Consider the following 10,922-nt stretch of genomic DNA (forward strand, 5'->3'; position numbering starts at 1 on the left):
GAAAATTGCGTTACATACCCGACTGAAAAGCATGACGTTTATCGCAACCTGAAGTTTTAACCGGCCACAGGGCGGCATGCGCCTTGTATTCACCCCGTACTGGGTTATGGTGAGATCACTAATCTGAAAGGACACAAAAGGGGTGATTGATGAAAAAAATCGTGCTGTGTTGTGCCGCCGGGATGTCGACCAGTATGCTGGTTCAGCGGATGCGTCAGGAAGCCGAAAAGCGCCAGCTTGAGGTGGACATTGAGGCGGTGCCGGTGTCGGATTTTGAACTGATCGTCAAGGATGCGGATGTCATCCTGCTGGGGCCGCAGGTGAAGTTCCAGCTCAAGCGGTTGCAGGAAGCGGCGGCCCCGCTGGGCAAGCCGGTGGATGTGATCGACATGATGGATTACGGCACCATGCGCGGTGACAAAGTGCTGGACAAGGCGCTGGCCCTGATCGCGTGACCCCCTGCCGCGCAGCCTGCTGCGCGGTGTTATTTCCGCATTTCCCCTGTTTTCGCTTCCCCTTTTTTCCCGGCGCACCTGCGCAACCTCCGCCTTTCTGGTCAAGCCCCACTGCATAAAAAATGGACAGCACTATACTTGAGCTGAAGAGGGTCGTGCACACTCAGGGCCACCTGAGCGCGCCTCAGCCGGTTCGTCTGTTGCGGCCACAGGCGGACACTGGGAGGTAGCTATGATCAATCATGTCTGGGGGCTGTTCGCCCACCCTGAACCGGAAATGCAGCAGATTCGGCGTGAGCATGAGTCGGTTCCCCACCTCTATATGCACCATGTGCTGTTGATGGCCGCCATCCCGGTGGTCTGTTCCTTTATCGGCACCACGCGGGTCGGCTGGAGCTTCGGCGACGGCGAATACCTGCGCATCCTGCCCTCCACCGCCCTCGCCATCGCGGTGGTGTTCTACCTGCTGATGCTGGGTGCGGTGGCCGCGATGGGGCAGGTGATCCACCTGCTGGCGAGCCACTACCCCAGCCACCCGACGCGCAATGACTGCATTGTGTTCGCCGGTTACGTGGCGACGCCGATGTTCCTGAGCGGGGTGATTGCACTCTACCCGATGGTGTGGCTCTGCCTGTTTGTCGGCGCGCTGGCGCTGGCCTACAGCGGTTACCTGCTGGCGGTGGGGATGCCCGCGTTCCTGGGCATCGACCGGCAACAGGGGCTGCTGGTGTTCGGCTCCACCCTCGGCATCGGCGTGCTGGTGCTGGAACTGCTGCTGGCGCTGGCCGTGATGATGTGGGGCTACGGCTCGCACTTCTTCTGACGCCTCCGCCCCCGCCAACCCCACGCGGCCTGTTCCGGCAACGTGGGGTTTTTTATGCGCTTTTCCCGCCTGCGCCGCCGTTTCACGCGCAGCCCCTGTCATCATTTGTTAAAGTGGCCCCCTCAAACAGAAAAAAGAGGAACGGGCCGCAGCCCGTCACTGTATGCAGCTGAAAGCGTTATTTACCGTGGTGTCGTGGATGGTCACCCTGATTGGCGTGTTACTGGCAGCGGATGCCGTCTGGTTTGCCCCGAACGGGGCGTTTGCCCATTTTAACGGCTACGTGGCGCTGGGGATTCTGGCGGTCACCAATTTCACCACGCTGCTGCTGCACCTGGCGATGCTGACGATGGCCCCGGCGCGGCGCGGTTTCAGGCTGCTGGTAGGGGTACAGTGCGCCGGGGTGCTGTTGACCGCCGGGGCGGCCGGGGCCTTTTTCCTCTGACGGTCACCCCTGCCAGTGTTTCTGTTTCGGCGTCTTGCCGATGCCGGGGTTAAAGCTGTTGGTGGGGTCGATTTGCTGGTAGAACGCCTTCAGCGCGGGCTTGGCCGGGTAGAGGTGGCCGACATTGTGCTCCGCCGGGTACTCCGCCCCGCGGGCGTTCAGCCCGGCCAGCATCTGCGCTTTGATCGCGTGCGCGTCCGCGCCCTTTTTCACGATGTAATCCTGGTGGAACACATGGCACATAAAGTGCCCATAGTAGAGTTTCGCCACCAGTTGCGATTCAATCTCCGGCGGCAGTGACTCAAACCACGCCGTTTCATTGCGGCGCAGGGCGATATCCAGCGCCAGAATATCCTCGACCTTGTCCTGATGCACCGCATGGTAACGCACCGCGGCCCCGGCGGCGGCGAAGCGGTGCAGGAACGCCTTGCGCCCCTCCTCCTCAGTACAGGCGAAGAAATCCCCCTCCGCCTGCTGGAAAAAGGCGGTCAGGAAAGCCTCCGCCTCCGCCACGCCGTCACCGGACATCTTCAGCAGCAGGTGGTGGGCGTAGCGGTCGCGGTAGTCAGTGATGCGCGACGGCAGATGGCCCGGCAGCACACGGCTCATGCACTGCATGACCCGGTCGCTCATGTTGGGCGGCAGCAGCGGCACCCTGTTGAGCCGCGCATCCAGTTTGCCTTTGGTCAGGAACAGGTCCGGCATCCGGTCGGTGCCGAGCCGGTCGATCAACAGGAACGTGTCTTTGCCGTAGATCTCGGCGATGTTGAAACAGTCACGGTGCATATACTCCCCGGCCACCGGCAGCGCCTTAAACTCGCTGAGGATGTGGCGGCGGATCGCCGTCAGCACCGCGGTGTCATTGGTGCCGATGTAAAACACCTGCTGGTGCGGCTCCATCGGGAAGGTGTCGAGCCGCACGGCGAACACCGCCAGCTTGCCGGCGCAGCCGCTCGCCTCATGCAGGCGGCGCGGGTCGGCATTGAAGCGCGACGGGGTGTCGGCGTCCACGTCCCGCACCCGCTCCGCGTACTCATGGTCGGAGGCGGCGCGCGGGGTCTGCTCAATCTCATAGGGGCTGTAGCTGCCTTTCTCCAGCCGCGTCAGGATCTCTTCCGGCGTCTCGCCGAGGTCAATGCCGAGGTGGTTCACCAGTTGCAACTTACCCTCAGCGGTGACCTGCGCATAGAGCGCCAGCTCGGTGTAGGCGGGGCCGCGCTTAATCAGCGAGCCGCCGGAATTATTGCAGATGCCGCCCATCACCGACGCGCCGATGCAGGAGGAGCCGATCACCGAGTGCGGCTCGCGGCCGTGCGGCTTGAGCAGCTTTTCCAGGTGGTGCAGGGTGCTGCCGGGAAAGGCGATCACCTGTTCGGCATTGTTGATCAGTTGCAGCTTGTCGAGTTTGCGGGTGCTGATGATCACGATGTCGCGGTCGTAATCGTGGCCGCTGGGGGTCGAGCCTTCCGTCAGCCCGGTGTTGGCCGCCTGCATGATCACAATCTTATTGGCGGCCACGCAGGCCTGGAGGATGCGCCACTGCTGCAACAGCGTCTGCGGGAACACCACCGCCAGCGCATCGCCGCCGCCGGAGCGGTAGCCGTGGCGGTAACGTTCGGTGCTGCGCGCATCGGTCAGCAGGTTCTGGCTGCCGACAATCTCCTGTAAACGCGTCAGGAACACGCGGTTGACGCTGGCGGGCTGGTTCATGCTCTCTCTCCCTGTGCGGATAAATTATTCACTTGATGAATAAACCTAATCCTAACCTGGGGTATGGTCAATAAAACGTCGGGGGAGTGAGGCGGATAATGCATGCGGATGATTTATGGGGATAGCCGCAGGGAAAACCGGCCGCCGGGGCGGCGGCCGGGGAGGGCAGGGGGCGTTATGACTTCGCCACCACCACCAGTTTCTGGTTCACAAACTCTTTGATGCCGAGGTCAGACAGCTCGCGGCCATAGCCAGAGCGCTTGACGCCGCCGAACGGCAGCTCCGGCGCGGTGTCGGTCAGCGAGTTGATATAGACCATGCCGGTTTCAATGCGGGACGCCAGCTTTTTGCCGCGCTCAATGTCCTGCGTGAACAGCGCGCCGCCCAGGCCATAGTTGGAGTCGTTGGCGAGTGCGACCAGCTCGTCATCATCTTTCACCACGTAGACCTGCGCCACCGGGCCGAAGAACTCCTGGAAGTAGGCCGGGTTATCGCGTTTGACGTGGGTCAGGATGGTCGGCAGGTAGAAGTTGCCGGGGTTGTTCTCCAGCCGTTTGCCGCCGAGGTGCAGCGTCGCCCCGGCTTTTACCGCCTCATTCACCTGTTTCTCGAGATCGTCCAGTGCCTGCTTAGAGGAGAGCGGGCCGAGGGTGGTCTCCGGGTCAAGCGGGTCGCCCAGCTTGGCGGCCTTCATCTGCTCGGTGAAGCCCTGCAGGAAGCGGTCAGCCACTTTCTCATGCACGATAAAGCGCTTCGCCCCGGTACAGACCTGCCCGCAGTTGTTCAGGCGTGCATAGGCAGCGGCTTTCACGGCTTTGTCGAGGTCGCAGTCATCCAGCACCGCGAAGATGTCATTGCCGCCCAGCTCCAGCGTCGATTTCTTCAGCTTGCCCGCCGCGCGCGCCGCCACGATGCTGCCCGCTTTTTCCGAGCCGGTCAGCGCCACGCCCTGCACCCGGTCATCATCAATCAGGTTGCCGACCTGATCGGTAGAGATAAACAGGTTGGTGTAGGCCCCTTCCGGCGCGCCCGCTTCGCGAACTAATTGTTCGAACACTTCCGCACAGTGCGGCACGATGCTGGCATGTTTCACCAGGATGCTGTTCCCGGCCGCCAGGTTGGGAGCCAGCACGCGCATCAGCTGGTAGTAGGGGAAGTTCCACGGCTCGACGGCCACCAGCACGCCGATCGGCGCATTTTCCACCCAGGCTTCCCCCAGATCGGTCGGGTAGCGGGTCGGTTTCAGGAATTCTTCGGCGTGCTCAGCGTAATATTTGGCGATGGCAGCACAGAGCTTCACCTCGCCCCGGCTCTGCTCAATCAGCTTGCCCATCTCTTCGCTGGCGATTTTCGCCAGATCCTCCACCCGCGCAGAGATAAGTTCCGACAGCGTATGCAGCACCTGCAGGCGCGGTTTGATGTCGCCCTGCGCCCACTGCGATTTGTAAAGCTCATGGGCGGTGGCCAGTGCCTGCTGCACTTTCTGGTCATCATGCGCCGGGTACTCTTTGATCAGTTTATTGTTGAAAGGGTTAACGGTTTGATAAGCCATATCGTGCTCCTTGGTGACGGCGAACGCGCGGGGGTAACCCCTTACGCGCCGCGAAAAGGCACCGCGGGTTACGCGGTAAACGTCTTTAAGCATAGTTGAAAACAGGGCGTTTCTGGCCCGCAGACATCTTTTGCAACAGAGCAGTGGGTTATGCGGCAGCGCGCGGCCGTGACCGCCTGAAAATCCGCGGTTTCCGCCTTTTGCCTGATTTACTTAACTTTTCACTTTTGGCCGCTGGTCAGTGACGCGGGCGTTTCCGTATGCTGGCTGTCCTGCATATCCCCAAGGAGCGATGATGAAACTGTCCGCGATTCCGTTCGGCATCACTGACTGGTCAGAGGTTGAGGCCACCCAACACCCCGGTGAGCAGGGCGTCGCCTGGTGGCGCACCCGCCATTTCGGCGACGAAGCGCAGCCGGTACGCGTGCGCATGGTGGAGTATTCGCCCGGTTACCTGGCGGACCACTGGTGCAAAAAGGGCCATATCCTGCTCTGCCTGGCGGGGACGCTGGAGAGCCGCCTCGGGGACGGCCGCACCTTTACGCTGACGCCCGGCATGAGCTACCAGGTGGCAGACGATCACGAGGCGCACCGGTCCTTTACCGCCACCGGCGCGACGCTGTTTATCGTCGACTAAGCCGCGCGGCCGCTTTACTTTTCAGTTCCGGCCGCGCCATTATTTCGCGTCAATCACTCCCTGAGATCAGTAAGGAACCGGCGTGGCAAAAATTCGGGTAGGCGTTATTTTCGGCGGCAAATCCGCTGAGCATGAGGTGTCATTGCAATCGGCCAAAAACATCGTGGACGCGATGGACAAAGCACGGTTTGAGGTGACGCTGCTCGGCATCGACAAACAGGGGCAGTGGCATGTCAGCGACGCTGCCCATTACCTGCAACACGCCGACGACCCGGCGCGCATTGCCCTCAACCCGTCACAGCGTAACGTGGCGCTGATCCCCGGCCAACCGCAACACCAGCTGATCGAAAGCCGCGACGCCCGGGCGCTGGCGCAGCTCGATGTGATCTTCCCGATTGTCCACGGCACGCTGGGCGAGGACGGCTCCTTACAGGGGCTGTTGCGCATGGCGAACATCCCGTTTGTCGGCGCGGGGGTGCTCGGCTCGGCGCTGAGCATGGACAAGGACGTCACCAAACGGCTGCTGCGCGACGCCGGGCTGGCGGTTGCGCCCTTTGTCACCCTGACGCGCCGCAACGCTGCCCGGCACGGTTTCGCCCAGGTCAGTGAAAAGCTGGGGCTGCCGCTGTTTATCAAACCGGCTAATCAAGGCTCGTCGGTGGGCGTCAGCAAGGTGCGCAGCGCGCAGGAGTATGAAACCGCGCTGGCGCTGGCGTTCCGCTATGACCATAAAGTGCTGGTGGAGTCCGCCATCGTCGGGCGGGAGATTGAGTGCGCGGTGCTCGGCAACGACCACCCGCAAGCCAGCGTCTGCGGCGAGGTGGTGTTGCAGGATGAGTTCTACGCCTATGACACCAAATACATCAACGCGCAGGGCGCGACAGTGGCGATCCCGGCCGATCTGCCGCCGGGCGCCAACGATCGTATCCGCAGCATTGCCGTGCAGGCGTTCCAGGTGCTGGAGTGCAGCGGCATGGCGCGGGTCGATGTGTTCCTCACCGCCGCAGGCGAGGTGATCATCAACGAGATCAACACGCTGCCCGGCTTCACCAACATCAGCATGTACCCGAAACTCTGGGAAGCCAGCGGCCTGGCCTACCGCGACCTCATCACCCGGCTGATTGAGCTGGCGCTGGAACGGCACCAGGCGGATAACCGGTTGCAAAGCTCGGTGCGTTAAGCGGAATTGATGTGCCAGGGGAATAAACGGCGGGGCGCAATGCCCCGCTTTTTTATGCCGTGAAGGTTGCCGGCAGGGCAAACCGGCTTAATAAACAGCCAGGTGTTCTGCCAGCAGGGCCAGCAGGCGCGGGGTGTCGACGCCGGTCATGATGTGGGTATTGGGCGCGCGGCCTGCCAGGTGGCGCGTTTTCACGGCGGCCAGGGCGTGCCCGGCGGTGCTGCCGTCGGTGATTATGCTGATGTGGCCGTCAATGCCGCTGAACAGCGTCGGGTCGATCAGCCAGGCGATCACGCACGGGTCGTGCAGGCAGGGGTCGGCGGCCCCGTAGCTGCGCATCATCGCCGCCATCGCGGCCCCGGCGGCGCTGCGCTGGTGCAGGGCGTCGAGCCAGGCGGCGTCCATCCGCGCCTGCGACGTCACATCCAGCCCGAACATCACCTGCGGGATACCGGCGCTCAGCACCACATGCGCCGCCCAGGGGTCGACGTAGAAATTGAATTCTGCCGCCGGGGAGACGTTACCCGGGCAGAACGCCGCGCCGCCCATCAGCACCAGTTGTTTGATTTTCCCGGCGATACCGGGGTCTTTGATCAGCGCCAGCGCAATGTTGGTCAGCGGGCCGATGGCGCACAGGGTGATGTTGCCGGGTTCGGCGTTGACCGTCTCAATGATGAAATCCACCGCGTGCTGCCGTTGCACGGCAAACCCCGGCTCCGGGATCGGCACGCCGCCGAGGCCGTCATGGCCGTGCACCTGCGTGTGGTAGCCGTGCGGGTCACGCATCGGCCGCGGGCAGCCGGCAAAGACCGGGATGTCGTGGCGGTTCGCCAGGGTACAGATGCGCCGGGCGTTGTATTCGGTGAGGCTGGCGGAGACATTGCCGGCCACCGTGGTGATACCGGCCAGTGAGATCGCCTGCGGGGCGGCCAGGGCCAGCAGGATCGCGACGGCGTCATCTACGCCGGGGTCGCAGTCAAGGATAATGCGGTGTAAAGCCATGAAATCTCCTGACAGTCAGGATAGTCGGGAGCACTACAGTAAAGGGTGGCGGGGCAGAGGGCAATGCGGGGAAACGCGGGCAAGAAAAAGGCGGCCCATGCCGCCTCTTCGACCGTACTGCCTGTGCTTATTTATACAGCTCAGCGTTACCATAAAGATGGTTGTTGCCGGAGGCTGAGATAATGCGGTACGAGGTCGCACCCTGTTCGTCCGCTTTCTGGGCCAGACGGCTTTCCAGGTCACTCAGGTTCAGTGAACGGGCGCTCACGGTACCGACAGGCTGTTCACCGGCGGGGGCGTGATCGACCTGCTGGGCGGCAAAGGCACCGAAAGAAGCGGTGGTCAGGGCCAGGGCGACAAGGGCGGTTTTCAGGTTTTTCATGGTCTTATTCCTATCCGAAGTTAATGATTTTATTATTAATTATCAGTCGTTATGCCGGAATCAGTTATACAGCTCAGCGGTACCGTACACCAGGTTGGTGCTGCCGGACGCGGAGGTGATGCGGTAAGCACTTGCACCCTGTTCCTGCGCTTTGTTGGCAATCTGGCGTTCCAGGCCGCTCAGGTCAGTTGAACGGGCGCTGACGGTGCCGATGTGCTGGGCATCAGCCGGGGCCTGGGTGACTTCCTGGGCGGCGAAAGCACCGAAAGAGGCAGTGGTCAGGGCAAGGGCGGCGAGGGCAATTTTCAAGTTTTTCATGATGTCGTTTCCTATAGCAAGTTGGGGTTAACCGGTGACCGTTATTTAATTAACGATCGATAACTAAATGTTAGACCGATCATCCGGACTGTGCAACTATTTTTTTAATGAACGTTAATTAATCTTTAACAGGCGGTGCGATCGGCGGGAAAAGCAGCGGGCGGCCACGGCCGCCCGGGGAAGAGGGAATTAATTGTAGAGCGTGCTGTCATCAAACAGGTGGTTTGCGCCGGAGCTGGCGATCAGCTGCCGCGCCACCGGGTCACGCAGGGTGGTGCGCTGGGCGGCGGCCGGTTTCAGGCCGGAGAGATCCTGGCGGGTCTGGGTGGTGAAGCCAATTTTCTGGCTATCGACCTGCATCGTGATAACCTGTTGGTTCGCCAGCGCTGCCAGAGGGCTGGCGGCCGAGAGCAGGGCCGCAATAAGCAGAGTAACGGTTTTCATGGTGAATGTTCCCATCAGGACGAGTCCCGTGGTGGCCGGTCTGCGGCCGTCAGAAGCGCCGTTATCATCGGCGGGGGTGGCGGTCTGTGTGGCCCGGCAGGGTGGGAGTCGTCAATTGTTTAACGATCGATAACAAAATTATAAACACTCCTCGACACACCTGCCACCGTTTTTTATAATGATCATTAATAAATATTTTCTGACCTAATCACAGCAGTGATAAGAGGAGCGTGTATGAGCACTGAAAATATGGCACTGGCCAAAAAATGCCGCGGACGCCCCAAGCAGTTTGACCGTGATGACGCCCTGAACAAGGCCCTGAAACTCTTCTGGAAATATGGTTACGAAGCGACGTCGCTGGCCGATCTGGTGGAAGCCACCGGGGCCAAGGCACCGACGCTGTATGCCGAATTCGGGAATAAAGAGGGGCTGTTCCGCGCGGCGGTTGAGCACTACCTCACGCTGTTTGTGGAGACCAGCAACCGCGCGCTGATGCAGTCCGACGTGCCGCTGCGCCAGGCGATTGAAGAGTACCTGCGCGCCGCCGCCGCGCTGTTCACTGACTGCGACAACCCCTCCGGCTGCTTTATGGTCTGTACTTCCGCCACGCTGTCTGCCGCGTCTGAGGAGATCGCCTCGATGCTGCGCTCGCGCCACCATTTGCAGGAGGAGACGCTGAGCGAGTTCCTGGACAGCAAAAAAGAGACCGGCGAGCTGTCGCCTAAGGTGTCGAGCCGGATTCTGGCGAAATACCTGAACTGCACGGTGCAGGGGATGTCGGTGCAGGCGCGTGATGGGGCCAGCCGTGCCGAGCTGAACCAGCTGGTGGATGTGGTGATGGCAATCTGGCCGCAGCTGATCGCCTTTGAGGCGCAGCCCGTTACCGCTGCCTGAGGCCTTAGTGATGGAGGCATTACGCCAGCGGATTGAGCGGCAGGTGCTGAGCATTACCGGCCTGTCGCTTGGCGGCATCGATCTGGAACACCCGCCCGGCGACCCGGGGCTGTTTGGCCCGGATTCTGTAACCTGGCGCATTCACGGCGATTTTACCTCAATGCTCTGCGGCGGCGTCTCTGCGCTGCTGTTGCAGATGCTGCATCCGCTGGCGCTGGCCGGCGTCTGGGATCACTCCAATTTCCGCGACGACATGCTCGGCCGCCTGCGCCGCACCAGTCAGTTTATCTCCGGCACCACCTTCGGGGCGACGGCCGATGCTGAGCGCCTGATCCAACGGGTGCGCGCGATTCACGATCAGGTCAGCGGGCAGGACGCGCACGGCACGGCCTATACGGCCAGCGACCCGGCGCTGCTGGTCTGGGTGCATGTGGCCGAGACCTATAGTTTTCTGCAATCCCACCTGCGTTACCGGAACCCGCACCTTCCCCCAGCCGATCAGGACGCCTACTACCGCGAGGCGGCGCGCGTCGCCTATGCGCTGGGAGCCGGGCCGCTGCCGGAGAGCGTGGCGGCGGTAGAGGCTTATCTGGCGCAGATGCGCCCGCAATTGCGGTATGACGCCCGCACCGCCGAGGTGGTGCGGGTGCTGCTTAGCGCCCCGGCCCCCAGCCGCCTGGCCGCGCCGTTCGGCGCGCTGATGATGCAGGCGGGCATCGACCTGCTGCCGGGCTGGGCGGCGGCACAGCTCCGGCTGCCGATCTCCCCGGCCCGCCGCCGCGCCGTGCGTTTCGGCACCCGCCGCCTGGCGCGGCTGCTGCGCTGGGCGGTGAGGAATGGGTCGTGGCACCGGGCGATGCGGAGAATGGGGAGATTGTGAAGGGGGGGGGCCGCCCCCTTGAACCCTGGGGGGTGGGCGTATTGGCATACGCCGGGCGTAATTTAGCATGTATCGGTTGCTACATGCGGTTATGTGGCTGGGGTTAAAGGGGGATCGAGGTATGTTGCGTTGGCATACGCCCGCACGCTTTCTGCGGCCCCGCTGCCGCCACCGCGCAAGGGGCGCGTAGGCGCGCGCCC

Annotated in this window: 13 protein-coding genes; 7 read left to right on the forward strand and 6 right to left on the reverse strand. The window is 62.2% G+C overall.

Annotated elements, in window-relative coordinates; genetic code table 11:
* Positions 1 to 149: 149 nt before the first annotated feature.
* The 3 genes from CYR32_RS17970 (at position 150) to CYR32_RS17980 (ending at position 1,723) form a co-directional block, all read left to right on the forward strand.
* Complete coding sequence (locus tag CYR32_RS17970) at positions 150 to 455, forward strand: PTS sugar transporter subunit IIB (RefSeq protein ID WP_101826531.1); 306 nt, start codon at positions 150 to 152, stop codon at positions 453 to 455.
* A 232-nt stretch (positions 456 to 687) separates the two neighbouring features.
* The gene (locus tag CYR32_RS17975; RefSeq protein ID WP_101826532.1) at positions 688 to 1,278 is read left to right on the forward strand and encodes a Yip1 family protein; all 591 of its coding nucleotides are present in this window, start codon (positions 688 to 690) and stop codon (positions 1,276 to 1,278) included.
* Positions 1,279 to 1,441: 163 nt separating this feature from the next.
* Entirely contained in the window at positions 1,442 to 1,723 is a 282-nt protein-coding gene (locus CYR32_RS17980) for a hypothetical protein (protein WP_101826533.1), read from the forward strand.
* Between the two features lie 3 nt (positions 1,724 to 1,726).
* On the opposite strand, the gene dld is transcribed toward CYR32_RS17980, so the two are convergent.
* A complete protein-coding gene (gene dld / locus CYR32_RS17985) occupies positions 1,727 to 3,433 on the reverse strand; it encodes a D-lactate dehydrogenase (RefSeq protein ID WP_101826534.1) in 1,707 nt (568 codons plus the stop codon).
* A 175-nt stretch (positions 3,434 to 3,608) separates the two neighbouring features.
* Complete coding sequence (locus CYR32_RS17990; protein WP_101826535.1) at positions 3,609 to 4,985, reverse strand: NAD-dependent succinate-semialdehyde dehydrogenase; 1,377 nt, start codon at positions 4,983 to 4,985, stop codon at positions 3,609 to 3,611.
* Positions 4,986 to 5,280: 295 nt separating this feature from the next.
* Between CYR32_RS17990 and CYR32_RS17995 the strand changes: the two genes are divergently transcribed.
* Positions 5,281 to 5,622: a DHCW motif cupin fold protein gene (locus tag CYR32_RS17995; protein ID WP_101826536.1), complete on the forward strand. Its 342-nt coding sequence runs from the start codon at positions 5,281 to 5,283 to the stop codon at positions 5,620 to 5,622.
* 82 nt (positions 5,623 to 5,704) lie between these two features.
* Positions 5,705 to 6,802 (forward strand): D-alanine--D-alanine ligase, encoded by a 1,098-nt coding sequence (gene ddlA / locus CYR32_RS18000; RefSeq protein ID WP_101826537.1) that lies wholly within the window; start codon positions 5,705 to 5,707, stop codon positions 6,800 to 6,802.
* Positions 6,803 to 6,889: 87 nt separating this feature from the next.
* On the opposite strand, the gene CYR32_RS18005 is transcribed toward ddlA, so the two are convergent.
* From CYR32_RS18005 to CYR32_RS18020, 4 genes are all read right to left on the reverse strand, one after another.
* On the reverse strand, positions 6,890 to 7,804 hold the full coding sequence (locus CYR32_RS18005) for a nucleoside hydrolase (RefSeq protein WP_101826538.1): 915 nt from the start codon (positions 7,802 to 7,804) through the stop codon (positions 6,890 to 6,892).
* A gap of 127 nt (positions 7,805 to 7,931) precedes the next feature.
* Positions 7,932 to 8,186 carry a multiple stress resistance protein BhsA gene (gene bhsA, locus CYR32_RS18010; protein ID WP_101826539.1) on the reverse strand — a complete coding sequence of 85 codons (255 nt, stop codon included), beginning with the start codon at positions 8,184 to 8,186 and terminating at the stop codon, positions 7,932 to 7,934.
* 60 nt (positions 8,187 to 8,246) lie between these two features.
* Entirely contained in the window at positions 8,247 to 8,504 is a 258-nt protein-coding gene (gene bhsA, locus CYR32_RS18015) for a multiple stress resistance protein BhsA (RefSeq protein WP_101826540.1), read from the reverse strand.
* A gap of 189 nt (positions 8,505 to 8,693) precedes the next feature.
* Positions 8,694 to 8,948, reverse strand: a complete 255-nt coding sequence (locus CYR32_RS18020) for a hypothetical protein (protein ID WP_101826541.1) — start codon at positions 8,946 to 8,948, stop codon at positions 8,694 to 8,696.
* Positions 8,949 to 9,182: 234 nt separating this feature from the next.
* Here CYR32_RS18020 and CYR32_RS18025 point away from each other — a divergent pair, with 234 nt between their 5' ends.
* The gene (locus CYR32_RS18025) at positions 9,183 to 9,842 is read left to right on the forward strand and encodes a TetR/AcrR family transcriptional regulator (protein WP_101826542.1); all 660 of its coding nucleotides are present in this window, start codon (positions 9,183 to 9,185) and stop codon (positions 9,840 to 9,842) included.
* A 10-nt stretch (positions 9,843 to 9,852) separates the two neighbouring features.
* Positions 9,853 to 10,722, forward strand: a complete 870-nt coding sequence (locus CYR32_RS18030; protein WP_101826543.1) for an oxygenase MpaB family protein — start codon at positions 9,853 to 9,855, stop codon at positions 10,720 to 10,722.
* Positions 10,723 to 10,922: the final 200 nt, after the last annotated feature.

Source organism: Chimaeribacter coloradensis, assembly GCF_002858715.1.
Taxonomy (GTDB): domain Bacteria; phylum Pseudomonadota; class Gammaproteobacteria; order Enterobacterales; family Enterobacteriaceae; genus Chimaeribacter; species Chimaeribacter coloradensis.

Coding starts and splice junctions, on each gene's coding strand:
- CYR32_RS17970 (WP_101826531.1), top strand. CDS start 150: ATGAAAAAAATCGTGCTGTGTTGTGCCGCCGGGATGTCGACCAGTATG.
- CYR32_RS17975 (WP_101826532.1), top strand. CDS start 688: ATGATCAATCATGTCTGGGGGCTGTTCGCCCACCCTGAACCGGAAATG.
- CYR32_RS17980 (WP_101826533.1), top strand. CDS start 1,442: ATGCAGCTGAAAGCGTTATTTACCGTGGTGTCGTGGATGGTCACCCTG.
- dld (WP_101826534.1), bottom strand. CDS start 3,433: ATGAACCAGCCCGCCAGCGTCAACCGCGTGTTCCTGACGCGTTTACAG.
- CYR32_RS17990 (WP_101826535.1), bottom strand. CDS start 4,985: ATGGCTTATCAAACCGTTAACCCTTTCAACAATAAACTGATCAAAGAG.
- CYR32_RS17995 (WP_101826536.1), top strand. CDS start 5,281: ATGAAACTGTCCGCGATTCCGTTCGGCATCACTGACTGGTCAGAGGTT.
- CYR32_RS18005 (WP_101826538.1), bottom strand. CDS start 7,804: ATGGCTTTACACCGCATTATCCTTGACTGCGACCCCGGCGTAGATGAC.
- bhsA (WP_101826539.1), bottom strand. CDS start 8,186: ATGAAAAACCTGAAAACCGCCCTTGTCGCCCTGGCCCTGACCACCGCT.
- bhsA (WP_101826540.1), bottom strand. CDS start 8,504: ATGAAAAACTTGAAAATTGCCCTCGCCGCCCTTGCCCTGACCACTGCC.
- CYR32_RS18020 (WP_101826541.1), bottom strand. CDS start 8,948: ATGAAAACCGTTACTCTGCTTATTGCGGCCCTGCTCTCGGCCGCCAGC.
- CYR32_RS18025 (WP_101826542.1), top strand. CDS start 9,183: ATGAGCACTGAAAATATGGCACTGGCCAAAAAATGCCGCGGACGCCCC.
- CYR32_RS18030 (WP_101826543.1), top strand. CDS start 9,853: ATGGAGGCATTACGCCAGCGGATTGAGCGGCAGGTGCTGAGCATTACC.